The organism is Citrobacter sp. Cf136 (genome assembly GCF_030333815.1).
In the GTDB taxonomy this organism is placed as follows: domain Bacteria; phylum Pseudomonadota; class Gammaproteobacteria; order Enterobacterales; family Enterobacteriaceae; genus Citrobacter; species Citrobacter freundii.
The window spans coordinates 1421123-1443928 of the sequence record NZ_JAOWFE010000032.1 but is presented as its reverse complement, the minus strand read 5'-3'; the positions used below and the strand labels follow the sequence as shown (position 1 = coordinate 1443928).

General features: G+C 43.8%; 22 protein-coding genes and 7 pseudogenes. 19 read left to right on the top strand and 10 right to left on the bottom strand.

Going from position 1 to position 22806, the window contains the following annotated elements; translation table 11 throughout:
* The first annotated feature begins 12 nt into the window (after positions 1 to 12).
* The 6 genes and pseudogenes from OGV98_RS11420 to OGV98_RS23645 all read left to right on the top strand — a co-directional run.
* Entirely contained in the window at positions 13 to 3198 is a 3186-nt protein-coding gene (locus tag OGV98_RS11420) for a TipJ family phage tail tip protein (protein WP_279278961.1), read from the top strand.
* Positions 3198 to 3512, top strand: a complete 315-nt coding sequence (locus OGV98_RS11415) for a hypothetical protein (RefSeq protein ID WP_202580544.1) — start codon at positions 3198 to 3200, stop codon at positions 3510 to 3512. The genes OGV98_RS11420 and OGV98_RS11415 overlap by 1 nt, the downstream gene beginning before the upstream one ends.
* A complete protein-coding gene (locus OGV98_RS11410) occupies positions 3513 to 4187 on the top strand; it encodes a hypothetical protein (protein ID WP_202580543.1) in 675 nt (224 codons plus the stop codon). It abuts the gene before it with no gap.
* Positions 4188 to 4295: 108 nt separating this feature from the next.
* Positions 4296 to 4535: a phage exclusion lipoprotein Cor gene (gene cor, locus OGV98_RS11405; RefSeq protein WP_046155137.1), complete on the top strand. Its 240-nt coding sequence runs from the start codon at positions 4296 to 4298 to the stop codon at positions 4533 to 4535.
* A 58-nt stretch (positions 4536 to 4593) separates the two neighbouring features.
* Entirely contained in the window at positions 4594 to 5883 is a 1290-nt protein-coding gene (locus OGV98_RS11400; protein ID WP_202580542.1) for a phage tail fiber protein, read from the top strand.
* Positions 5884 to 5913: 30 nt separating this feature from the next.
* Positions 5914 to 6027, top strand: a pseudogene (locus tag OGV98_RS23645) (phage tail fiber protein); the annotation flags it as partial.
* A 418-nt stretch (positions 6028 to 6445) separates the two neighbouring features.
* Here OGV98_RS23645 and OGV98_RS11395 read toward each other — a convergent pair.
* From OGV98_RS11395 to OGV98_RS11385, 3 genes and pseudogenes are all read right to left on the bottom strand, one after another.
* Positions 6446 to 7504, bottom strand: coding sequence for an acyltransferase family protein (locus OGV98_RS11395; RefSeq protein ID WP_279278960.1), 1059 nt, complete (start codon positions 7502 to 7504; stop codon positions 6446 to 6448).
* Between the two features lie 416 nt (positions 7505 to 7920).
* Positions 7921 to 8163, bottom strand: coding sequence for a DinI-like family protein (locus tag OGV98_RS11390; protein WP_202580540.1), 243 nt, complete (start codon positions 8161 to 8163; stop codon positions 7921 to 7923).
* Between the two features lie 95 nt (positions 8164 to 8258).
* Positions 8259 to 8375, bottom strand: a pseudogene (locus OGV98_RS11385) (hypothetical protein); the annotation flags it as partial.
* Between the two features lie 107 nt (positions 8376 to 8482).
* Between OGV98_RS11385 and OGV98_RS11380 the strand changes: the two are divergent.
* A complete protein-coding gene (locus OGV98_RS11380; protein ID WP_213747992.1) occupies positions 8483 to 8872 on the top strand; it encodes a HumD family translesion DNA polymerase in 390 nt (129 codons plus the stop codon).
* A 277-nt stretch (positions 8873 to 9149) separates the two neighbouring features.
* On the opposite strand, the gene OGV98_RS11375 is transcribed toward OGV98_RS11380, so the two are convergent.
* Positions 9150 to 9524, bottom strand: a complete 375-nt coding sequence (locus tag OGV98_RS11375; RefSeq protein WP_016150400.1) for a CDI toxin immunity protein — start codon at positions 9522 to 9524, stop codon at positions 9150 to 9152.
* A gap of 584 nt (positions 9525 to 10108) precedes the next feature.
* On the opposite strand from OGV98_RS11375, the gene OGV98_RS11370 reads away from it, so the two are divergent.
* From OGV98_RS11370 to OGV98_RS11360, 3 genes and pseudogenes are all read left to right on the top strand, one after another.
* On the top strand, positions 10109 to 12190 hold the full coding sequence (locus OGV98_RS11370; RefSeq protein WP_279278959.1) for a hypothetical protein: 2082 nt from the start codon (positions 10109 to 10111) through the stop codon (positions 12188 to 12190).
* Positions 12191 to 12456: 266 nt separating this feature from the next.
* A pseudogene (locus tag OGV98_RS11365) lies at positions 12457 to 12672 on the top strand (IS3 family transposase); the annotation flags it as partial.
* Between the two features lie 294 nt (positions 12673 to 12966).
* Positions 12967 to 13140: pseudogene (locus OGV98_RS11360) on the top strand (isocitrate/isopropylmalate family dehydrogenase); the annotation flags it as partial.
* Positions 13141 to 13275: 135 nt separating this feature from the next.
* On the opposite strand, the gene OGV98_RS11355 reads toward OGV98_RS11360, so the two are convergent.
* Together OGV98_RS11355 and OGV98_RS11350 are read right to left on the bottom strand one after the other, a co-directional pair.
* Positions 13276 to 13785 (bottom strand): DedA family protein, encoded by a 510-nt coding sequence (locus OGV98_RS11355; protein WP_202580537.1) that lies wholly within the window; start codon positions 13783 to 13785, stop codon positions 13276 to 13278.
* 174 nt (positions 13786 to 13959) lie between these two features.
* Positions 13960 to 14202, bottom strand: a complete 243-nt coding sequence (locus OGV98_RS11350) for a DinI family protein (RefSeq protein ID WP_003840850.1) — start codon at positions 14200 to 14202, stop codon at positions 13960 to 13962.
* Positions 14203 to 14280: 78 nt separating this feature from the next.
* Here OGV98_RS11350 and OGV98_RS11345 point away from each other — a divergent pair.
* Positions 14281 to 14477, top strand: a pseudogene (locus OGV98_RS11345) (S24/S26 family peptidase); the annotation flags it as partial.
* A 112-nt stretch (positions 14478 to 14589) separates the two neighbouring features.
* Here OGV98_RS11345 and arsH read toward each other — a convergent pair.
* On the bottom strand, positions 14590 to 15288 hold the full coding sequence (arsH, locus tag OGV98_RS11340) for an arsenical resistance protein ArsH (RefSeq protein ID WP_008320415.1): 699 nt from the start codon (positions 15286 to 15288) through the stop codon (positions 14590 to 14592).
* A gap of 85 nt (positions 15289 to 15373) precedes the next feature.
* On the opposite strand from arsH, the gene OGV98_RS11335 reads away from it, so the two are divergent.
* The 6 genes and pseudogenes from OGV98_RS11335 to OGV98_RS11310 all read left to right on the top strand — a co-directional run bounded on the left by OGV98_RS11335 (position 15374) and on the right by OGV98_RS11310 (position 19190).
* Positions 15374 to 15694 (top strand): transcriptional regulator, encoded by a 321-nt coding sequence (locus OGV98_RS11335; RefSeq protein WP_202580536.1) that lies wholly within the window; start codon positions 15374 to 15376, stop codon positions 15692 to 15694.
* 44 nt (positions 15695 to 15738) lie between these two features.
* Positions 15739 to 17028 (top strand): arsenic transporter, encoded by a 1290-nt coding sequence (locus tag OGV98_RS11330; RefSeq protein WP_202580535.1) that lies wholly within the window; start codon positions 15739 to 15741, stop codon positions 17026 to 17028.
* Between the two features lie 12 nt (positions 17029 to 17040).
* Positions 17041 to 17466: a glutaredoxin-dependent arsenate reductase gene (arsC, locus tag OGV98_RS11325; RefSeq protein WP_003030760.1), complete on the top strand. Its 426-nt coding sequence runs from the start codon at positions 17041 to 17043 to the stop codon at positions 17464 to 17466.
* Between the two features lie 291 nt (positions 17467 to 17757).
* Positions 17758 to 17922, top strand: a pseudogene (locus OGV98_RS11320) (NADP-dependent isocitrate dehydrogenase); the annotation flags it as partial.
* 508 nt (positions 17923 to 18430) lie between these two features.
* Positions 18431 to 18925, top strand: a complete 495-nt coding sequence (locus OGV98_RS11315) for an Ail/Lom family outer membrane beta-barrel protein (RefSeq protein ID WP_174500937.1) — start codon at positions 18431 to 18433, stop codon at positions 18923 to 18925.
* Between the two features lie 10 nt (positions 18926 to 18935).
* Positions 18936 to 19190, top strand: coding sequence for a hypothetical protein (locus tag OGV98_RS11310; RefSeq protein ID WP_003846687.1), 255 nt, complete (start codon positions 18936 to 18938; stop codon positions 19188 to 19190).
* A 60-nt stretch (positions 19191 to 19250) separates the two neighbouring features.
* On the opposite strand, the pseudogene OGV98_RS23640 reads toward OGV98_RS11310, so the two are convergent.
* Both OGV98_RS23640 and OGV98_RS11305 read right to left on the bottom strand, forming a co-directional pair.
* Positions 19251 to 19350, bottom strand: a pseudogene (locus tag OGV98_RS23640) (cytochrome b); the annotation flags it as partial.
* 104 nt (positions 19351 to 19454) lie between these two features.
* Positions 19455 to 19727, bottom strand: coding sequence for a hypothetical protein (locus tag OGV98_RS11305; RefSeq protein ID WP_003030757.1), 273 nt, complete (start codon positions 19725 to 19727; stop codon positions 19455 to 19457).
* A 239-nt stretch (positions 19728 to 19966) separates the two neighbouring features.
* Here OGV98_RS11305 and pdeG point away from each other — a divergent pair, with 239 nt between their 5' ends.
* Both pdeG and OGV98_RS11295 read left to right on the top strand, forming a co-directional pair.
* The gene (pdeG, locus tag OGV98_RS11300) at positions 19967 to 21490 is read left to right on the top strand and encodes a cyclic di-3',5'-guanosine monophosphate phosphodiesterase PdeG (RefSeq protein WP_121539924.1); all 1524 of its coding nucleotides are present in this window, start codon (positions 19967 to 19969) and stop codon (positions 21488 to 21490) included.
* Between the two features lie 169 nt (positions 21491 to 21659).
* Positions 21660 to 21857 (top strand): hypothetical protein, encoded by a 198-nt coding sequence (locus OGV98_RS11295; RefSeq protein ID WP_003840854.1) that lies wholly within the window; start codon positions 21660 to 21662, stop codon positions 21855 to 21857.
* A 31-nt stretch (positions 21858 to 21888) separates the two neighbouring features.
* Here the strand turns inward: OGV98_RS11295 and waaZ are convergent, their stop codons facing one another.
* On the bottom strand, positions 21889 to 22665 hold the full coding sequence (waaZ, locus tag OGV98_RS11290; RefSeq protein WP_121539925.1) for a 3-deoxy-D-manno-oct-2-ulosonate III transferase WaaZ: 777 nt from the start codon (positions 22663 to 22665) through the stop codon (positions 21889 to 21891).
* Between the last annotated feature and the right edge of the window lie 141 nt (positions 22666 to 22806).

Here is a 22806-nt window from a genome sequence, read left to right as displayed (position 1 = left end):
TATGGGCGCGAAATGGCTAAAGCAACCCTTATCAAAGGCCGCAAGGGCGGCAGTTCCAGTTCAAGAACCCCTACCGAACAGCCTGATGATCTGCAATCTGTAGCGAAGGCCAAAATCCTCGTTGCGCTTGGGGAAGGGGAATTTGCAGGGCAATTAACCGGAAAAAATATCTACCTGGACGGCACGGCGTTGGAAAACTTCGACGGCTCCCAAAACTTTAGCGGCGTAACGTGGGAGTTTCGCGCGGGAACGCAGGCACAAAATTACATTCAGGGTATTCCCGGTACCGAAAACGAAATCAATGTTGGAACTGAAGTATCAAGCGCTACTGCCTGGACGCGCACCTTCACCAACACCCAACTATCAGCCGTTCGCCTCCGACTGAAATGGCCTTCACTGTTTAAGCAGGAGGACAACGGCGATCTGGTAGGGTATTCCATCAATTATGCGATAGACCTGCAGACTGATGGTGGGACCTGGCAAACCGTTCTTAATACCAGCGTAACCGGCAAAACGACGTCTGGTTATGAGCGCAGCCACCGTATTGATTTACCGCAGGCTGGCAGCACCTGGACAATCCGACTGCGTAAGATCACCGCTGATGCAAACAGCGCGAAGATCGGTGACACGATGACGCTGCAGAGTTTTACCGAGGTGATTGACGCCAAGCTGCGCTACCCGAATACCGCGCTGCTGTACATCGAATTCGACTCGAGTCAGTTTAACGGTTCAATACCGCAGATCTCCTGCGAGCCTCGCGGGCGCGTGATCCGTGTTCCTGATAATTACGACCCTGAAACGAGGGCTTACAGCGGTACATGGCAGGGCGCGTTTAAGTGGGCCTGGACTGATAACCCGGCGTGGATATTTTACGATCTGGTGATTACCGATCGCTTTGGTCTGGGTAATCGCCTGACTGCAGCCAACATCGATAAATGGACGTTGTACCAGGTGTCGCAGTATTGCGATCAGCCGGTACCGGATGGAAAGGGTGGAAGCGGGACAGAGCCACGCTATACCTGTAACGTCTATGTTCAGGACAGGAATGACGCTTACACTGTGCTGCGTGACTTTGCGGCTATATTCCGGGGTATGACGTACTGGGGCGGTGATCAGATTGTTGCGCTTGCCGATATGCCGAGAGATGTGGATTACGCTTACACCCGCGCTAACGTTATCGACGGACGCTTTACCTATTCCAGCAGCACGACAAAAACGCGGTATACCACGGCGCTGGTTTCCTGGTCTGATCCGGGTAACGCCTATGCAGATGCGATGGAGCCGGTGTTTGAGCAGTCTCTGGTGGCCCGGTACGGATTTAATCAGCTGGAAATGACAGCCATCGGCTGTACCAGGCAATCAGAAGCGAACCGAAAGGGGCGCTGGGGTATTCTCACCAACAACAAGGATCGCGTTGTTTCGTTTGATGTTGGCCTGGACGGAAACATCCCGCAGCCGGGATACATCATCGCCGTGTCAGACGAGCTTCTGTCCGGCAAAGTTATGGGCGGCCGCATCAGTGCTGTTAACGGTCGCGTGATTAAACTTGACCGCGTAGCTGATGCAGCAGCAGGTGATCGCCTTATTCTCAATCTTCCCTCCGGTGCGTCACAGAGCAGGACTATTCAGGCGGTTAACGGGGAATCAGTCACAGTCACCACGGCATACAGTGAGACACCACAGGCCGAAGCTGTATGGGTGGTTGAGTCAGATGAACTCTACGCCCAGCAGTATCGTGTTGTCAGTGTCTCCGATAACAATGATGGTACCTTCTCGATTACCGGCGCATGGCACGACCCTGATAAATATGCCCGTATCGATACCGGAGCCATCATTGACCAGCGGCCGGTGAGTGTGATCCCGCCGGGTAACCAGTCGCCGCCGGCTAACATTGTGATCAGCTCGTTTTCAGTGGTTCAGCAGAATATCAGCGTTGAGACCATGCGGGTGAGCTGGGACCAGGCGCAGAACGCCATCGCCTACGAGGCACAGTGGCGCCGCAATGATGGTAACTGGGTAAACGTGCCGCGCAGCTCCACCAACTCATTTGATGTATCGGGTATTTATGCAGGGCGCTACCTCGTGCGTGTGCGTGCCATTAATGCCGCTGAAATTTCCTCTGGCTGGGGCTATTCCGAAGAAAAAACGCTGACGGGTAAGGTGGGAAATCCGCCAAAACCTGTCGGCTTTGCGACAACGCCGATCAACTGGGGGATTCGCCTGAACTGGGGATTCCCGGCTAACACCGGGGACACGCTGAAAACGGAAATTCAGTACACCGCGAACAGTGATTTCTCAAATCCTCTGCTGTTGTCTGATGTGCCTTATCCTTCTGCCGAATACACTCAACTGGGATTAAAAGCGGGGCAGGAATTCTGGTACCGCGCGCAGCTGGTAGACAGAACGGGTAATGAATCAGGCTGGACCGACTGGGTTCGTGGCGAATCCAATGCGAATGCTGACGACTACCTGGGCGATATTGCTGATGACTTCCTGACGTCTGCCGACGGTGACCGCCTGACAAGCGACATTGATACTAACCTCGAAGCCGCATTGCAGAACGCGCTGGCCAACCATGGATCAGTAGAGCACCAGTGGGCGCAGTACGGTGAAGTACGTGCGGATAGTCTGGTGGTCAAAACGACCATTGCGCAGGTGGATAAGGCCATGGCTGAAATGTCGACGCAGGTGCAGGCGCAGTTCAATGATGTGACTGCCGCGCTGGAAGATAAGCTCACCGCCGTGGTTGATGCGACCGGGGCATCTGCAATTTACACCCTTAAAACCGGAGTTCGAATAAACGGTGTGATGTATAACGCCGGGATGTCGATCGCGGTGCTGGCGGAAGCGGGTAAGCCGGTAGTCACCCGCGTCGGGTTTAACGCTAATCAGTTCGTCCTGATGAGTGGCAGCGGTAATGCGCAATATTCACCTTTTGCTGTGGTGAATGGTCAGGTATTTATCAGCGATGCGTTTATTCAGTATGGCCAAATTACGCTGGCAAAAATTGGTGAGTTGCGGTCCGCTAATTATGTCCAGGGACAAACCGGCACCATCATGAAATCAGACGGGACGTTTGAAATGAATGGGGCGGTTGCCGGGGAGGGTGCAACGAAAATGACCAATCTCAATTACAGCGTTAAAGATGGCAATGGCGTTCTCCGCGTGCAGATTGGAAAATTAACAGGGGTGTTCTGATGACGTGGGGAATTCAGACGTGGGACGCTAGCGGCGTCCCGAATAACTATGGCATTAAACCTGTAACCGTGGTGGGCATCATCGATCTTGCCCTGGGTCAAAAAACGGGAAGCTACCAGTTCAACCTTGAGCCTGGCTTAAAGGTTGGGTTTGCAGTTGGTACTCTGGAGGATAAAGGGACAATAAGTTACACAGATAAAAGAAACATTGTTGCATCTGGAAACACCATAACTATACAGCCTTCAGGTAGTGATGGGATTAATGATTATCCGGCAATCAAAGTGCAGTTAATCGTGTTTGCGGAGACGGCATAGATGGCAAAATATGGCGCATTAATTTCATTACCTAACGGGAACCCTTTTATCACCCCTGATTCCACACCAATGACGCTTTACCGAAAAGTAACGGTAAACTCAACTTTGGGGGGGGATTTTAACAGTACTTCGGCGTCAGTGACTATCGACGGTCAGAAGGGAGGGATTGCATTTGCAAGAACCAGCGCCCCGGCGAAAATATCAGCTTCAAAAAGTGGCAACACGTTCAGTGTTGATGCGTCTAATTACAGAGGTTCGGCTTTCGTTCTGGAGGCGTATTTTTTTGCTATATATCCGCTCACCCTTCCTGCCTGGGGTGTGGCTATATGGGATGCCGAAGGGACACTGGTACTTACGAATGAGTCCCGGGTATTAAGCGACCTTACAACTATAGGCTCACCCGGCGCTGCAACGGGTGGGCTTAACATCGATACATACATGCGAGGCAAATGGGCTGTAAATCCGATGGGGCTGGGGTCTGTTCTTCTGCATGCTGGTTCAGCACCTGGCGGACAACCAATAATCCAGCCTGTGGATGTGGGTACGGGGTGCTTCAATGACGGTGCGGGAACGAGAATAAAAGGACTTTCATCAACAACAGCAAGCGGCTCTTCAATCGGAACGACGAATAGCGGAATTGTGATAACGGCGATAAACACAGCCGCATATGACTAAACCGATCGATTTAAACGAACAATTTAAGAATATTGATCTATTAAAACTATTTTTACTATTCAATTCCATTGGTTATTTTTTGTTTAAATAATTAACTCTGGTGTCGAAATGAAAAATATAATTATTCCAGTTATTGCCTGTCTGGTGCTTTCAGCATGTTCAGGACCTGTTCTGGAGAAACAGAAACCTGTTTGTCAGGCTGAGTTAGTGGCTGGTGGGCTGCCCCAGTCAGTGCAGATTTACGGTGTGCGAAAAGTTGCTAATCAGACTGAGTACAGAGCCGGTTATCCATTTAACTGGCGATGGGTGAATAAAAATAATTTCACCAGTTCGAATTGTCCTCAATGAAATACCAAAAATAACCCGCTCCGGCGGTTTTTTTATTATCTGAATTCAGGAGATATCCATGTCAGCAGGAACCTTAACCCTGACGAATAATTCCGCTGCGGTATCAGGGGAAGGAACGTCATTCACCATAGAGCTGGCGGCCGGAGATTTTATTGTTGTTACTGTAGGTGGCATTCCCTATACGCTCCCGGTTAAATCAGTGGAAAGCGGTACAGCGTTGACGCTTGTCAGTAACTTTACCGGGCCATCACAATCTGGCGCGGCCTGGTCAGCTGTTCCCCGCGCGGCGCTGAATATGGTCACTGCGGCGTTGGTGGCACAAAGTGCAGAAGCCCTTCGCGGACTTAACTACGACAGACAGAACTGGCAGCAGCTATTCAGCGGGACAGGAACCATTACTGTCAGGCTCCCTGACGGTTCGACATACACTGGCCCGGCATGGGGCGGCATCACGAGCGCACTGAATGACAAAGCTGATAAATCTTCACTGGGTACAGCTGCGGGTAAAAATGTCGGGACAGCAACCGGTGATGTGGTGACCGCAGGAAGTATTCAGCCAGTGTATTTCACAACGGTCCCGGCAGTTGGATACCAGGATTTAGGGACATACGGGTATAAATCGAATGCCACACTACCGTCTGACAGCGTAGCTAAAGCCAGTACATTATATGTGAGTGCCGAGTCCTGGGCTCTTGGCTTTTCAGTAGGTGTCTATAACGGTGCATCGGGAGGTGTATTCGACGCGGGGCATTTGCTGATGTCAGCGGATGGTGGGGGATTTACACGCCGATGGTACTTGCTCAATAGTGGCGTTTTAGAGGGGCCTGTGGGTAAGTTCTATTCAGAGGGCAACACCACCAAAGCGGCAGACGGTACGCTGAAAGCGGCATCACCCGTAGTCAGGTTGTTCTCTGACGGACGTGCTGAAACAAACGCGGAGTCAGAGGGCTGTACGGTTACCCGCCTGTCGGTCGGCGAATACCTGATAAACGGATGTACAGGTCTGAATGCTGATGCGGGGTGGGGAGGGCCTGATGGTGGTTTTGATGTCCCGACAGACCGGAACAAACAACCGCTTATCTGGCTGGATTATGAGGTAAATGCAGATGGTTCAGTCTTGGTGAAAACCTATCATCGGACCCATCCTGACGCTCCAGTTTTTGCACGTAACGAGCGGGGCGGATACGCCAGTGGTGACCCGATAGATATTCCTTCCGACCAGTTCGTTTCCGTACGCGTGGAAATGCCGGAAAACAGTATCTGGCACCAGAAACAGAGGGAGGAACGGGAATCGATGGAAAAAGCTGAACGCGGGCGCCAGCAAAATCAGCAAGATACCCAGCCATAAAAATGGAAGAGGTGTAGCTCCCACCCTGACGTTTCAGTTTTTGCACGTAACGAGAGGGGCAGATACGCCAGTGGTGACCCTATAGATATTCCTTCCGACCAGTTCGTTTCCGTACGTGTGGATATGCCGGAACACAACATCTAGCACGAGAAAAAGAAGGAGACTCCGCAGTCGATGGAAAAGTTGGTAGCCAGAGAGGAAAAGATCAAAAAATTACTCAGGATTGAAAGGATAATGATTACATGAATAATAAGCAGTGAACCGATAAAACAATGACAGAAAGATTGACAGATTTTGAGTGAAAAGTGTGTTTAATCTCTTTTTTATCCTGTACCTTAGCGGAATTCGATACCTTAAGTGAACCAGATGTTGTTGAATGACAACACTAGTAATATTAAATTAAAATGTTGAATTAAGATAATAGAATTATAATTTAAATATGCTTGTTTTTCAATGATAGTCGTTGTTCTGTAAATTTCTACTTACAGAGGCTGAGATTACTTAGTAATGTCATGATTACATTGCATAACCATGACAAAGTTATAGGTATAATCTTGTTATGTTACTGGTATCTTACCTTTAGAGATTTATGAGAAAGAGACTTTCCGATCTTCATGCTTGGTCTTTCAATAAAGATACAAGAAATAAAACCAATAACGATGCTTATTGATATACAGAGAAATTGATTCATGTGTAATCCCAAGTTTGGCATGTAAAAATATACAACTTGTTGTATTAAGAAACCCCATAAGTAAACGCCATAAGAGATATCATATTTTATGTTTAATTTGCATATAAAAGTCAGTGATGCCAAGTATAACATAGTAATACATATGGAAAAATAAAAAAGCATCAGCCTGGCAAGCTCATTTGAAATGAAGAAATATAGAGAAATCATGCCAAGTGGGAGATGAGGCGATACTCTTATTGTATCTTTATTAATTGCGAGTAATGCACCGAGAGCGAAACATGGAGCCATTAAAAAAATATCAGGGTTATCTGAATTAATAAATAAAATCTTATTCCACCCCATTAATGGAGTTACTATTATAAAAATACACAGTATAGATGATATTTTTTTATTTCCAGATCCAAAAATCATAAAACATGAAAGCAAAAATAAGTAAGACGCAGCCTCATAATAAATTGTCCACAGGGAACCATTAACGGAATATTTATATATGTTGTTTTCAAACACACCAGGTAATAAGAAAGCTATTTGAAATAAAGCATTATCTTTAATGTAATGAATCGTTGCTTTATCAGAAAAATAACTTGAAGGATCTAGTTTGGTGACGATTGGGCCGACAACAATTGCTGCGAATACGACAACAAAAATAAATGCAGGGTATATTCTAAAAAATCTTGATATTAAAAAGTGTAGGGTGCTTTTATTTGTAATTAAACTATTTGTTACTAACAATCCACTTATAAAAAAGAATATTTTTACTGCAACCGAACCCATGTTTGTGAATGGAAGAAGTGTTTCCAATGGGTCTTTTAATCCATTAGAATTAGAAAGGAGGTAGCTATGAGAAAATATAACCATAATTGCGCATAAAATGCGCAATAGATCAAAGTTATTATTGTTCCTTTTCAAAATATCAGAAATAAATTTCATCTTATACCCATAAAAATTAAATTCAGAAAGCAATTATAGAGTAGATTGTAAACTTAAAAAACTAGCTAGAATCATGGTATGGTAGCAGAGATAAGCAGTTACTTGTTCATAAATACAGAAATTTAGTATAAACCTTACGTTCCCCGTAGACCAGTCAGCAGTGTTTACTTAACTTCAGTGGCCTGAATGATGTCCACTATCATAAGAGGGCCACGAGGGGCAGATCTAGGGAGAATTGATTGAGAACACTTGAGGAACGGGGGAGATGTGTCGATTGATAAAAAGTGGTATGAACTATAAGCAGACAGCGAACATATACGATGTTGGGGCTTCAAGGCAGTAAAAGTAATTTCAAGCAGATGAATAATGACTTATCTACAGCACTTTTTGAAAATCATGTCATAACGGGCATAACTTTATTCCCTGACTAACCAGAACTCCGCCTCTTCAAACATTTCCTGAACAGTACGGCTTATCTGTTCCTTCTGATGCTTGCTGGCATCAGTGTTGATCGCCGGCAGTGTCATCATCGGTTTAACCCGGACATCAGCATCGGGGAAGATCCGGTGAACCCTCTTGGTCAGTTCGCCCAAAATGATATCTTTTGCACCGGGCAGACCATCAAAATTCCTTTTGTCATAAACGAGTTCCACGAACATTGATTATTGCTCCTTTACTGTATGGATATACAGTATTTATACTGTGTTTTTATCCGGTGTTCAAGAGGGGTTAAATAATGCCACGACGTAGCGATATTGAAATAGCCTGGTATGCTTCGATACAGCAGGAACCAAATGGCCGGAAGACCGTCACCACACAGCGGTTTGTCCAGGAACTGAGCAAGGTTAACTGGAACTGGACGATGAAGCAGGCCAACGAATGGATCGAGTGGTATGTGACAACATTCCGCGATGTATCAACGCAGGAAGGCGAGAATCGTACTTTTCAGTTGTTCAATCCAAACGGAGGGCTGTAGCTATGGGCTTCCCTTCACCTGAGGCAGATTACGTTGAAACAAGGATCTCCCTCGATCAGCAGCTAATCAGTCAGCCCGCAGCGACTTATTTCATGCGGGCATCGCGTTCACATTTCAGGAAAGGGATAATCCAGGGGGCGCTGCTTGTTATTGATGCGTTACTTTCTCCCCGTGATGGCTCGCTGCTGATATGCGCGATAGACGGGGAATTCAGGATCAAGCGATTTCGGACTCATCCTCAGCCCCACCTGGTTAATCTGGAGAACGAGAGAAGGGAAGCGCTGCCAGTAGATGATGATGGTTATAGTTCTGCACCCGGTATATTCGGGGTGATCACATACATTATTAATGATGCCAGGAACGCGGAGTTTAATGACTGCCCGGTTATGTGAATAGCTGAAACTTTACGGTAAAGCCGATGTTTTGTGTCGGGGTTTTTCCCCTATTATTCCTCATAGCTTCCCCATTCAGAAAACAGGCATAAAAAAACCAGCCGTAACAGGCTGGTTCTTAGAGGATTTTTGGTCGCCGCGAGAGGATTTGAACCTCCGACCCCCGACACCCCATGACGGCGAGTTACCGTCTGAAGGGCTGCTATGTGCCATTAGCGGAGGTTGTCAATAACAAGTCTTAGTTGAACAACGGGGAGCTGGTCAGTATTTCTGCTCATCACTTTCGCAGACCAAACCGTATATAATTATGAGGGAATAAAGGTTTAATCATTATTTTATCATTAAAAATAAATAGGTTAGGTGATATGGCGATGACGTCGTAGATATTATCGACAATGAGTTGTAGATGGGTTCTGAACACGGGTACATTCGCATCATCCGCTATGACAAATACAGTTTCATTGCCTAAACCGCCCCCGTTAAACATATCATGACTAAGTTCATAATCGCTGAAGTCCATTTCCGACCATCTGAGATTACCGCTATGCCATGGATATTGATGAAAAATATCCATTATCGCGCTCAAATCATCCCCTTCCACAACATTAAAATCTGTCTTGAGCAGTTCCTTACATTCCTCAAACAATGTCATGTCCACTCCCTTTATGCTTTATGGCTGTATCTTTTATCATAACCTCCCTGGAGGATTGTCTAAAGGGATTACGAACTTCTGCTCCTCGCTCACAGCGGACCTTCACCTCAGTGACCTAGTCCGCTCACAGCGGACCTTCACCTCAGTGACCTAGTCCGCTTCGTGCCATAAGCGGACGTTGCTGTCAGTAGCTTGTGTTAATTTACGGAGAACAGGTCACACTGGCTCTGAAAAAGTATAAAAACAAGCAAGTTAAGCCGCTTGTGAGCCCACTGTAAGGAAAATTGGCGGTTGAGTTAGACGAAGATTGTATCAGTGCATATTGTTGAACTGCGATTTTACATATTTGAAATAACAGATATCGTCAGAATACTATGACATAGTGTTAACGATGTATTTGCTTACGCTTGAAATTTCTTCTTATGGTTCAGGTGTAAGTTTAGCTTATAATGCGCCATGCCCGGGATAATGCACCTTTACTTTCCACATTCAATAAAAAACTTTAAATCCTTCATTATATGCTGTAGATTATAAATAAATATACCCTTATCACTTATAACCTAAAACTGTCAAAGGAAATGAAAATGGAAGGAAATACCGCCACATTCGTTAGAATGGTAAATGAAGTAATGGAGGAAAATAAAAATTATTTTAATTTTTTGACAGAGAAAAAATCAGAAGGCATTGAGGTAATCCAGAGAGAGATTTATAGAACCCTTGATTTACCCAACCCAAGCACGCCCTCATATACATTAGAGAAACTCAAAAGCAGCATTCAAGAATACATCAAAGCTTACATTTCTGAAAATAAAGACAAAGAAAAGATGGATTCAATCGTGCTCGAAAAAATATCCAGTCAACTAGAAATTGAATTCTTACAAAAAAAACTATTAAAGCAAAAAGCTCTATTCTACTGTTCTTTTTCTGATGCACTTACTCATTACGGAATTTATCGAGAAAGTAAAATAATATCATTTCTGTATGTTGATTTTTGGAAAGACCTTCTTCGAATGTTACATATCTTAAATTTAGTTAACCAATCCAATTACTCCACTCGCTGCGATGAGAACGCATACAACATGCCAGGATTTGGTAGACTTCCTGAGCTAGTGGCATCGGCAAAGTTGATAAATGAAAAACTGAAGGAACATATAGATATAATAGATGGAGAGGTTGTTTTCAGAAAAAACCAAGAAGATGCAATTATAAAGAAAATTGAGATTAAACTTTCTAAATTGGATTTATTTGAGGCATTAAAGCTCATCTTTGCCATTTACGAAGACGACAAAAAGAATCTTAGATTTGAAAAAACAATACCTTACAAATACATCATAAATATTTTAATAAAGAATATATCACAATCCAGCCATAAGAATAATGATAAGAAAAAATGTATATATGCTGTTGAATTACTAATTTCTTTCATATCACTCTATCAATTAAAAGAACATAAGTTTGCAATTGCAGGCATCTCCGGCGAAACCATAGTTAGACACTTAAAAAATCAAGTGCTTTATTCTAACTTCTACCCTATGTACTCGTTAAAAACTTCGACGTTAATTAATTACATTAATTATATTATCAAGTCGAGCATAAATGAAGAGTCATTTTTTAATTGTTTTGGATTTAGAATTAACGATTTGATTAGATTTTTTAATTACTTAGATAATTGCAATAGCGATATTATTAAAATCCCTACACAAAGCTTAATCAAGAGTGACCATAAGATCTTAGAATCATTCTCTGTTGAAGCTGAAAGTGTAAATAGAAATTACTCATCTATCGGAAACCTCGTTAAAAACAGTAGCATCTTCGCCATGAACCCTATAATAAGGTATCAAGGATATTATTATGTGATTGGGTTTAGATATTTCAAACTAAACTTTTACAATTCACTCGTAGATAGAATAAGAAACACAATCGATAAAGATGTAAATTCAAAAATTGGCTTGAATGTTGATTTATTTGTTGAGAATTTATTTGGTTCAATTCAAAGGAAGCATGGTTATGAAATTTTCTCTGGTAATTACACCCCGCCCAAAAAAGATAATCCTGAAAGCGATTTGATAATAAAAACTAACAATGAACTTATATTTATTGAAAATAAGAATAAATATTTAAATCACGCTTCCTTTTCTGGTTCAGAATCGGAAATTTTAAAGGATTTCGCTTTATCATTTGCTTTCTCCCAAACTCAACTATTAAAACATGAAAGAAACATTAGAACCCACAAAAAAATAACATTCAAAAATGACAAGCGAGACCTGGAGTTCGCAGGTCAAAACATCATAAAGATATCGATATCGACGAATAATTGGTATAACATAATGAATAACCCATCATCAATTGTCCTGCAATCATTAAAAAATCTGAGATTTAATGTATCGAAAGATGACAAAAGTGATTTTTCTAAAGCAAACAAATATTTCAGTGAACTCAACTCTGTGATTGATGATATAAGTAAAGGCACAAAAGTCAATATGGCGGAAGTTCTAACTCAAACGGTGTTTTTACCTTTGGAATTACTGGTGGATAAATATCAAGATGAAGATTTTTTAATTATTCTAAAGAAACTGGTTGTCGTTAAGATGAATACTGATAACGTTTTAAATGTATATGACTACTGTAAACAGTTGAACTCTGCATCAACAAGATCTCCAGCTTAATCAACGAACTGAAATTGGTGACCGTATTAATTACAAGTTTCTGCATACTAAAAATGGGTGGTTACCCTAATGGATAGCATGGTCTAGACAATTTAGACCATGCTTACTTAATATCAACTCTGCTTCGCATTCAAGCAGATGCTCCAAAGGTATAATTACAATTCAACTCTTAAGGTCCTAGCTCCTCCATGCGTTGAATAATGAGCCATCAGACTCCATCCAAAAGGCCGAACCGCTTCTCTTCGCGGTTCGGCGGAGTCTTCCAGTCACCCAGCATGAGCCACCTCGGCAACTGCTGGGATAATGCCGTGGCAGAATCCTAGCTCAGCTTGCTAAAAAAAGAGCGCATCAAAAACAAATATATAAACCCCAGGCATGGCCCTGATAACATTGATAATATCTAAATGTTCTACAACCGGACCCGACGCCGCTGCCACCAGGGAGGCGTCAGTCCAGAGGCCTTCGAAAAGGCCTCGTCATGAGGACAGTGAATATCTACTGGAACGGGGTGACTCAATAGTCCATATTCCAATGAATGTCCGTTTCTCGCTCAAATCGGACCTCAGTGGCAGTAACTGCTTTATCATCGAGGTTTGCCAGCAGCGATAGCGTGTTGAATGTGCTGGCGTGAATAACTTGGATTCTTGGTGAGAACTCTTCCCCAAAATTAAAATCAAAGTTTTGATAATCAATGAGTTGTAAAAGGTAGTTATTGGCAGTTTTTGATAGTGGAAAACATGATAATTTCAATTTTATCAAATAATTATTATGATTTTAGCAATGTAATGCTGCGCCACATGGGTTGGGTTGAAGCGGCTGACCTTATCGTTAAAGGTATGGAAGGTGCAATCAACGCGAAAACCGTAACCTATGACTTCGAACGTCTGATGGACGGCGCTAAACTGCTGAAATGTTCAGAGTTTGGCGACGCGATCATCGAAAACATGTAATCCACATTCTGGGTTGTATGATAACGGGAGCCGGTTGGTTCCCGTTTTTTTGTGCCTGATAAATTCTTTCCCTGTCTTTTTATCCGCCCAGTACCAGGGGGGATCAGGGCTTGTTGTGGTCTATTTATGTTTGGTTTAGCTAAAAAAAGGCAAAACGAGACTAAAGCCTCCGACATAAAGCGCTGACCAGGTCGCCGCAGAGATCAGACTGACTGCATACACTTTCACTGGATGAAGATGCAACACTCCAGCAACTAATGGCACAATGTAACGCAGCACGGCAATAAAGCGCGAAGTAAAAAGTATCGGTACAGAACTGTTTTGCAACCGGCGTCGAACCCGTACTACTGTATCGGCATGACGCGACATGATGCGTGCCAGCCAGGGTAGATGTCCCATCATCATTCCAAGGTGATAATTAACAATTGTCCCGCACCATGCGCCAATCATTACAGCAATTCCCGCTTCCCATGGCGCAATAGTCGCCTTGCCGACGGAAATTACAGCAACCAACATAACAGATGCTGGCGGTAATACAGCTGAAATGAGGAACGTAGATTTTGCGAATGCTATTCCAAAAAGCAGGCCCCACAGGCTGAAAGGATGAAGCGCGAAATGGCTCATCAACGCGTTTACCCACTCCATCAATGCTTCTCCAGTTAAGGTTCCTTGGCTATTTAACCGCGATACGGCTTAATCAGGCCTCAACACAGATGAATTACTGACTGCTGCACTTAATCCCGGCTGTGACAGTTGTCTGCGTATAGCAGCAGAATACAGTTGAGCGGGATAGGGTAAAGGAAGATGAATCGAACGCACTTAATCTGAAACCAGCCACATATCAGCCTCTTCAAACATTTCCTGGACAGTACGGCTTATCTGTTCCTTCTCGTGCTTGCTGGCGTCAGTGTTGATCGCCGGCAATGTCATCATCGGTTTAACCCGGACATCAGCGTCGGGGAAAATTCGGTGAACCCTCTTGGTCAATTCGCCCAGAATGATATCTTTTGCACCGGGCAGACCATCAAAATTCCTTTTGTCATAAACGAGTTCCACGAACATTGCTTATCGTCTCTTTGCTGGATGAATATACAGTATTTATACTGTGTTTTTATCCGGTATTCAAGAGAGGGCATAAACATGGGCTTTCCTTCACTTGCGGCAGATTATGTTGAAACACGAATCTCCCTCGATCAGCAACTAATCAGCCAGCCCGCAGCGACTTATTTCATGCGGGCATCGCGTTCACATTTCAGGGAAGGAATACTTCAGGGGGGCTGCTTGTTGTGGATGCGTCACTTACTGCCTGCGATGGCTCATTGCTGATATGTGCAATTGTAAGTAGCCCGCATAATCGTGCCATTCACACTTAGAGATCATCCGGCATAATCAATCTGCCAAAGCGGACATTGGTAAGCTCATGCAGTATGGATTCACGAAGAACATACGTTATATTTTGTCCTGATTGACACGGGATGAAAGCTCCTGATGGCTCTCTTTTCGCTCGCTGTAACGATCTGCAAGATAACTGGTTTGTCCCTTAAGCAGCAGCGTGATTTTAAACAGCTCCTCGGCTACATCGACGATGCGGTCATACCATGAAGAAGGTTTCATTCGTCCGTTTTCGTCGAACTCTTGCCATGCCTTGGCTACAGAGGACTGGTTGGGGATCGTAAACATCCGCATCCAGCGACCAAGTATACGCATCTGGTTCACGGCATTGAAGGACTGTGAACCGCCGCAGACCTGCATTACCGCAAGTGTTTTGCCCTGCGAAGGACGAATCGCTCCTTCACTTAAGGGTATCCAGTCAATCTGCGCCTTCATGACTGCGCTCATAGCACCGTGCCGTTCCGGAGAACTCCACACCATCCCATCACACCATCTGACCAGACCGCGCAGCTCGGTGACTTTGGGATGCGTGTCCGGCGCATCATCCGGCAGGGGTAAACCGGAGGGGTTAAACAGTTTCACTTCCGCGCCCATCGCCGTCAGCAGGCGACCGGCTTCCTCCGCGGCAAAGCGGCTGTAGGAGCGCTCTCTCACTGAACCATACAGGATCAGAATCCGTGGTGGCTCCTGCACGTTCAGGCGTTCAGCGATGTGTTGATCAAAGCATGCAGTATTCAGGGCAGGAAATTGTTCCATTTTTCTCCTCCAGAGAGAGCAGATGATTTCAAAGTTAATACATATGATTTACCATATGTGTATTCTAAAGGGAACGGAGAGAAAAATGCTACAACCTGTTCAGCTTTTCAAAATTCTGTCAGATGAAACACGGCTCGCCATTGTCATGCTTCTGCGGGAGTCCGGAGAACTGTGCGTGTGCGATATCTGTGCAGCTACCGCCGAATCACAGCCCAAAATATCACGCCATATGGCCGTCCTGCGCGAGGCAAAGCTTGTTATTGATCGTCGGGAAGGGAAATGGATCCACTATCGTCTGTCACCTCATATTCCGGCGTGGGCCGCTGAGACAATCACGACATCCTGGCTGTGCCTTCGGGAGTATGTGCGGGAATGGTTGGCAAAGTCGGCTTGTACCTCCTGCTGAGGCAGGAAAACATATTTACATAATCATATATAATTGAGTCTGAAATGTTTTTGGCAGGGAGTATATTTTTACTGACGCTGGTACTGGTTATCTGGCAACCCAGAGGCCTGAGTATTGGCTGGAGCGCGAGTATCGGAGCTGCGCTGGCGCTGGGAACCGGAGTCATTCATATCGCAGATATTCCCGTTGTCTGGAATATCGTCTGGAACGCGACAGCGGCATTTATTGCGGTCATTATCATCAGCCTGTTGCTCGATGAGTCCGGCTTCTTTGAATGGGCCGCACTGCACGTCTCCAGTTGGGGTAACGGACGTGGCCGCCTTTTGTTTACCTGGATAGTCTTGCTTGGTGCCGCTGTTGCTGCGTTGTTTGCCAATGACGGCGCTGCGCTGATCCTGACGCCGATTGTAATTGCGATGCTGCTCGCACTGGGATTCAGCCAGGGCACGACACTGGCGTTTGTCATGGCCGCAGGATTTATTGCAGATACGGCCAGCCTGCCGCTAATTGTTTCTAACCTGGTGAATATCGTCTCGGCGGACTTTTTCGGTCTGGGCTTTACGCAGTATGCCTCCGTTATGATCCCCGTAGATGTGGCAGCGATTGCGGCCACTCTGGTCATGCTGCATCTCTTCTTTCGCAGGGACATTCCGGCGACGTATGACGTTTCGCTGTTGAAGACGCCTGCCAGTGTGATAAAGGATCCGGCAACGTTCAGGGCGGGCTGGATTGTCCTGTTATTGCTGCTTGTCGGTTTCTTTGTTCTGGAGCCTCAGGGGATCCCGGTCAGCGCGATAGCGGCTACTGGCGCAGCAATACTGTTTATAGTGGCGAAAAGAGGTCATGCCATCAACACCGGAAAAGTCCTCCGCGGTGCACCATGGCAGATCGTTATTTTTTCGTTGGGTATGTACCTGGTGGTCTATGGCCTGCGCAATGCAGGGCTTACGGAGTATCTGTCTGACGTGCTGAACCTACTGGCAGAAAAGGGGTTATGGGCAGCAACGTTCGGCACCGGCTTCCTGACCGCGTTCCTGTCGTCGGTGATGAACAATATGCCGACGGTGCTGATTGGTGCACTGGCGATTGACGGGAGCACGGCGACTGGCATCGTCAAAGAGGCAATGATTTATGCCAACGTGATTGGCTGCGATTTAGGTCCGAAAATCACCCCGATTGGCAGTCTGGCAACCCTGCTTTGGCTGCATGTGCTTGCCCAGAAAAATATAACGATTACCTGGGGATATTACTTCCGTACGGGTATTATCATGATTCTGCCCGTGCTGTTTGTCACTCTGGCCGCGCTGGCGTTGCGGCTCTCCATCACTTTGTAATGAGATACAGATATGAGCAACATTACCATCTATCACAACCCTGCCTGCGGCACTTCTCGCAACACGCTGGAGATGATCCGTAACAGCGGCAACGAACCAACGATAATTTATTATCTCGATACGCCACCGACCCGTGATGAGCTGATTCAACTTATTTCAGATATGGGAATTACGGTGCGTGCATTACTGCGTAAGAATGTTGAGCCTTATGAACACCTGGGTCTTGATGAAGAGAAATTTAGTGATGAGCAGTTGATTGATTTCATGCTTCAACATCCGATCCTGATTAATCGGCCGGTAGTCGTTACGCCGCTTGGCACTCGTCTTTGCCGCCCTTCAGAAATAGTGTTGGATATTCTACCGGAAGGTCAGAAAGGAGCGTTTACCAAAGAGGATGGCGAGAAGGTCATTGACGAAACGGGTAAGCAGATTAAGTAATCTGCCACTTCAAAATACCGGATGTCTGTTCACGCTATGCGGGTATCCGGTTTTTGCTCAAATCGGACCTCTGCGGCAGCAACAGCTTTACCATCGAGGCTTGCCATTAGTGGTAGTGTGTTGAATGCGCTGGCGTGAAAAACTTGGATTCTTGGCGAAAACTCTTCCCCAAAACTAAAACCAAAGTTTAGATAATCAATGAGTTTAAAATGGTAGCTACTGGCTGATTTGAAAGTAGAGAGGATGATAATTTCGACTTTATCAAATGGTTGCTATGATTTTAGCAATGAAATGTTGCGCCACATGGGGTGGACCGAAGCGACTGACTTAATTGTTAAAGGTATGAAAGGTGCGATCAACGCCAGGACCGTAACCTATGATTTCGAACGTCTGATGGACGGCGCTAAGTTGCTGAAATGTTCAGAGTTTGGTGACGCGATCATCGAAAACATGTAATCCAGATTCTGGGTTGTATAAGAATGGGAGCCGATTGGTTCCCGTTTTTTTACCTGCAAAGTGCTTTCCTGTAACTTAGACTATTAAACTCATTTTAATAGCACTAAAGATTAAATTTTTATATTTGTCATTACAATTCTATTTATTGATAAAAGATATCCATATCTTTCAATATTTATTTAATTCTATCCGGGTATGAGAACTAACTATAATTGAGTGGTGTTGGTATATTATTGATTGTTAGATGCAAAACAGTCGTTTTAAAAACAAGAAAATATTGGGAGTATATTAAAGGTGGTGGCGTTTTAATGTTGTTTTACTCTAATTTTAAGTCCATTTTTATCAGCATGCTATGATAATTTATTATTCTGAATGCTAATAATGTCCAAAAAAGAACATTTTTCCCGATTGATTTTTTATTACCTTTCTGTTTTTATCTTGGCGACATGTTTGAGACATAAAATTCAAAGCATGACTCCTTATTATGTGTGTAACTTACTATTAGTTGATGATGAAAATGGTTATTAAAATGCTAAGTTTAAAAACGGGTTTAGTGGCTGTTACATTATGTTTTGCTATGACAGTTTATGCAGGAGAAAGCGTAGTCACCGGCGGTTATGTACATACCCGGACAGATGGACAGAACCTTAACGGTCTTAACGCTAAATATGGTTATACCCCAGATGAAAGTGATTTAGGCGTTATAACATCCTTAACTATTTCGGCAAATGACGATAATGATATAGATCGTGGTTATGGTTCTGCATTAGCCGGTGCAAGTTATAAAGTAAATGATGTGATAAAACCTTATGTAATGGTGGGTATTGGGAGAGGTGCGATCAAAGCTAATGGTGAAACTGATACTTCTACAGGTTTTGCCTATGGTGCTGGTATTCAGTTTACCCCCATTGCAGCTTTCACTGTTGATGCAGGCTATGAAGGTTCTAAGGTCTTTGGCGCGCAAGCTAATAGTATTGTAGTCGGCGCCGGCTGGAAATTCTAAGGTTATTTATATGAATAAATTAATGATAATACTGGTTGCATTTTCTACTGTTTCTTTGATGTCTGGTTGCGTATCAGAAGAACAACGCTTAGCTAAGTGCGAAGCGAAGGGAATTAGCCGTGATGTTTGTTATCACGAAGAAAAAGAATATTGGAATAATTACAGTGCTAACATGAGTCGACTGCAGGCTGCTAATACACAAGCAGATGCTTTTAAAGAGTCTATGAGTGATCGCAAGAAGCATAAGCATTATGATGACGATTAATATTTTAGACCACGTACTTACTGTCTTGAGCGCTTATGCTCTTAACATTATAATCATTTATTAATTATTCAAATGCTTATGCTCAGGAATCACTCTCAAAAGCGTATTTTTTCTGTATATAGTGATGAAATAATGCAGCGCCAGCATGGACTGCAATCAGAAGTAACAGATATTGGCGAGTTGACTCCCCCCAAGGCCAGAGGTATTTATGATAACAATGGCCTTACTTTGATTTCAGAAAAACGCTTCGCCTGCTGTATGCAATCATTCTTTTGATGAAAGTTTGTACGGGAATACGTGCAGGGCATTGGCTGCAATGGGGTAAACACCAAGGCCTTCTGTTCGAGCTTTAATTTCCTCGAATGAGAGTGAAGGGGAAGGTTCTCGTCCTCCCCACAGATTAATACCTTCAGGAACATCGTCCCGACTGTACTCCTCGGCGATCTCAATAGTTCCGCCGCTATTCAATTCGATCACGACGCTTTTTCCGTCAACAGGAATGAGATTCCCTTCATTGTCAGTGATAAAGATTTTCATTTGCTTACCTCTTATTAGTACATTCATATGATAGCAAAATTGGAAGGAGGGATGTCATTATCGTTATGATCTTTCCAGGGGTTATTTTTTATAAAAATCAATTTCTTATGTTGTAGCTTTGGAAGTGTGACTGGGCGCATGGCGACTTTTGATTCTATCTACCATGCTCTGTAGAGATAAATTAGAACACGTCAATGCTCATCGCAACGACTGATCAGTTTTCACCACGGGACATGAGAATGCGCAAAGTACTTTTACCGGTAACCGCAGCGGTGTGTCTTTTTTTGATAGGTGTTTTTATTCTTAATATGCAGCTGTGGTATTCCTCTTCGACAGAAATCCTTGGAGGAGCCAGATATGCCGCGAAAAATATGGATAACATACTGGATGAAGCTTTCCAGGCAACTCGAACCGCTATGCACATCGCCGAAAAAAAATGCGATCTGGAGGGTCAATACCAACTTGGAACTGAAGCTGCACTTCGCCCTCATTTGCGAACGCTGATCATTATCCGACAGGGGAAGCTTTGGTGTACGTCACTGCCAGGTAATCGGATCTTGCTTAAGCAAATTCCGGTGATTACTGATACAAATTTGCTGCTTACTCCCGCAAGAAATACGGAAAATGAGATACCCGTTCTGCTGTATCAAACTCGTTTTCAAACCAACCACATCATTGTCACTATTAGCGGGGTGCATATCCGTGGAGCATTGAATGTTCCGTTAAAGGGGGTGACATATTCACTACTCGTAGGTGACGAAGTGCTTGGTTTATTGGGTGATGTGAAAACCGTTACAGCAAGCTCACAGATGTCTGGTCAGGTGAATTCCGCAAAGTATCCGTTCAGCATTATTTATAATGAACCGCCATTGTTTAGTGCAAAAAGGCTGGTTACACAAGGTTCAGGGATTCTGGTTTTTATCCTGTTAATATCTTTCGCAGCCGCTTATGCCATTGATAAATATCTAAATAAGAACGATACCCCAGAAGAAACGTTGCGCAGAGCGATAGTAAAAGGAGAGATCGTGCCTTTTTATCAACCTATCGTAAATGGTCGTGAGGGGACGTTACGCGGTGTTGAAGTGCTGGCCCGATGGAAACATCCAACAGCCGGATATATCTCTCCTGCCTCCTTCATTCCCGTCGCCGAAAAATCAGGCCTGATAGTGCCACTAACTCAAAGTCTGATGAGGCAGGTTGCGGCGAATATGAACGCCATTGCCAGCAAACTGCCATCTGGATTCCATGTCGGTATTAACTTCAGCGCATCCCATATCACTACCCCTACATTTGTTGAAGAGTGTCTGAAATTCAAAGATAGCTTCAGCCGCCATGATCTCAACCTGGTGATTGAAGTTACTGAGCGTGAGCCATTACATATAGATGAAGAACTTGTGCAGAGGCTCAATATCCTGCATGAAAATGGCTTTGTGATTGCGCTTGATGATTTTGGTACGGGCTATTCTGGGCTTTCTTATTTGCATGACCTGCACATTGATTACATTAAAATCGATCAGAGCTTTGTGGGAAGGGTTAATGAGCTTCCCGATTCAACCCGAATTTTGGATTGTGTTCTCGATCTGGCGCGCAAACTGTCTTTAAGCATCGTTGCAGAAGGAGTTGAAACGAAGGCTCAGCTCGATTATCTCAACAAAAACAACATTGTTTTCCTACAAGGGTACTATTTCTATAAACCAGTAACCTTCACTGAGTTCGTCATGATTCTGCTGGCAAAGCCTAAAGTGAAGGTTTTTGTCGAATAAGTACATGATAACCCTATTGATGAAAAGGGAGCATGAAATCTGCTTCGGGAGTAAAAATCCGATGATTATCTTTATCGTGAGACAAATCTCAGATTCTGTTATTTAAAACCTATACCCTTATCGATGTGGTGGTTATTTGTGTTTTCATATACAGCAACTGGATAATGGCATGGCAGATATAACATTCGCGATGGAGCGTGATTCAAGTCACAGTGCAGCGAAAAAAGAGTTGGATGTACGAAACAATACGAAGTACACAAACCGCAACCAGCTTGTGATTGCCGCAGCACTGTTTTTAGGTGGTATCGTCGGGGTTATTGTTTTGGCATTGTATCTAATGGTGCATGAAGGGGTGTTTCTGTATTAATCATTTAAATATTCTTATCGTTGGTGTATTGCTAGTAGGAGGTGGAACAAGCTACTTCTTCTGTATTGATGAACGGAATAACATCGTAGGGAATAGCTGTTTGTGGAGAAAGATTGTAGATCTTACCGTCATAGTGGCTACTTACATAAGAAAATGATCTTAATATAAAGCTAAGATCAGCGGGTAGAGTCGTGGGTTGAGCGTTAACTTCATTGTAAAACCGTTTACAGCTACCTTTCAAATCTAAACCTGAAAAAATTATTCTTTCAAATTTTAGACTAATGGCTATTTGTAACGCGCTAAATGCGACCGTAGCACTACCAAAATGACCATGTGTTACATCAGTTGAAAATGCAATTGTTTTCACTTTTCTGAATGCAGAGCATTTAATTCGAAGATTCTTGTTAGTCATTGTTTTTATTTTATAGCGAATCTTTCTACCGATACCACCTCTGGATTTGCAAATGTCCTTTAACAGAAAACATGTGTTGAGCAAGTTCTCTGCCTCTGTTGAATCAGCTCTTTTAACAACATCTTCACTAATAAAGGTATGCTGAGCATAGGCGGAATACTTATAAAATAAGTCTTTATTGTTTTCATAAAAAGAACCGTCACAAACAACATAAAGAAATACAGGGATATTGTTGTTAATTAAATAGCCTGCGCTACCATTTACGCAAATGCAGCTTTTACTACGCATTATCTCAAGGGGTGTATCTAATGATGAAGGTCCAGACAAGTAAATAATACAATCATCGGAAACTCTTTCACCCATTATTCCATTAAGTATTTCGTGTGTGATGAGCATGGCGGTTACCGTGGATGTTATTTTTGAAATAATAACATTGAGTATCCGTTCCAAATAAAAGAAGATGTTTCTTTTTGTTTTTTAAACTTGAAGGATTGATTATGTGAATGTATTTTTATTATTATTTTGACAAATGTTTTT

Coding starts and splice junctions, on each gene's coding strand:
- OGV98_RS11420 (WP_279278961.1), top strand. CDS start 13: ATGGCTAAAGCAACCCTTATCAAAGGCCGCAAGGGCGGCAGTTCCAGT.
- OGV98_RS11350 (WP_003840850.1), bottom strand. CDS start 14,202: ATGTTCGTGGAACTCGTTTATGACAAAAGGAATTTTGATGGTCTGCCC.
- OGV98_RS11330 (WP_202580535.1), top strand. CDS start 15,739: ATGTTTTTGGCAGGGAGTATATTTTTACTGACGCTGGTACTGGTTATC.
- OGV98_RS11305 (WP_003030757.1), bottom strand. CDS start 19,727: ATGAAAATCTTTATCACTGACAATGAAGGGAATCTCATTCCTGTTGAC.
- OGV98_RS11375 (WP_016150400.1), bottom strand. CDS start 9,524: ATGACATTGTTTGAGGAATGTAAGGAACTGCTCAAGACAGATTTTAAT.
- OGV98_RS11310 (WP_003846687.1), top strand. CDS start 18,936: ATGAATAAATTAATGATAATACTGGTTGCATTTTCTACTGTTTCTTTG.
- waaZ (WP_121539925.1), bottom strand. CDS start 22,665: ATGCTCATCACACACGAAATACTTAATGGAATAATGGGTGAAAGAGTT.
- OGV98_RS11355 (WP_202580537.1), bottom strand. CDS start 13,785: ATGGAGTGGGTAAACGCGTTGATGAGCCATTTCGCGCTTCATCCTTTC.
- arsC (WP_003030760.1), top strand. CDS start 17,041: ATGAGCAACATTACCATCTATCACAACCCTGCCTGCGGCACTTCTCGC.
- OGV98_RS11400 (WP_202580542.1), top strand. CDS start 4,594: ATGTCAGCAGGAACCTTAACCCTGACGAATAATTCCGCTGCGGTATCA.
- OGV98_RS11395 (WP_279278960.1), bottom strand. CDS start 7,504: ATGAAATTTATTTCTGATATTTTGAAAAGGAACAATAATAACTTTGAT.
- OGV98_RS11295 (WP_003840854.1), top strand. CDS start 21,660: ATGGCAGATATAACATTCGCGATGGAGCGTGATTCAAGTCACAGTGCA.
- OGV98_RS11380 (WP_213747992.1), top strand. CDS start 8,483: ATGGGCTTCCCTTCACCTGAGGCAGATTACGTTGAAACAAGGATCTCC.
- OGV98_RS11370 (WP_279278959.1), top strand. CDS start 10,109: ATGGAAGGAAATACCGCCACATTCGTTAGAATGGTAAATGAAGTAATG.
- OGV98_RS11390 (WP_202580540.1), bottom strand. CDS start 8,163: ATGTTCGTGGAACTCGTTTATGACAAAAGGAATTTTGATGGTCTGCCC.
- OGV98_RS11315 (WP_174500937.1), top strand. CDS start 18,431: ATGATGAAAATGGTTATTAAAATGCTAAGTTTAAAAACGGGTTTAGTG.
- OGV98_RS11410 (WP_202580543.1), top strand. CDS start 3,513: ATGGCAAAATATGGCGCATTAATTTCATTACCTAACGGGAACCCTTTT.
- cor (WP_046155137.1), top strand. CDS start 4,296: ATGAAAAATATAATTATTCCAGTTATTGCCTGTCTGGTGCTTTCAGCA.
- OGV98_RS11335 (WP_202580536.1), top strand. CDS start 15,374: ATGCTACAACCTGTTCAGCTTTTCAAAATTCTGTCAGATGAAACACGG.
- OGV98_RS11415 (WP_202580544.1), top strand. CDS start 3,198: ATGACGTGGGGAATTCAGACGTGGGACGCTAGCGGCGTCCCGAATAAC.
- pdeG (WP_121539924.1), top strand. CDS start 19,967: ATGCGCAAAGTACTTTTACCGGTAACCGCAGCGGTGTGTCTTTTTTTG.
- arsH (WP_008320415.1), bottom strand. CDS start 15,288: ATGGAACAATTTCCTGCCCTGAATACTGCATGCTTTGATCAACACATC.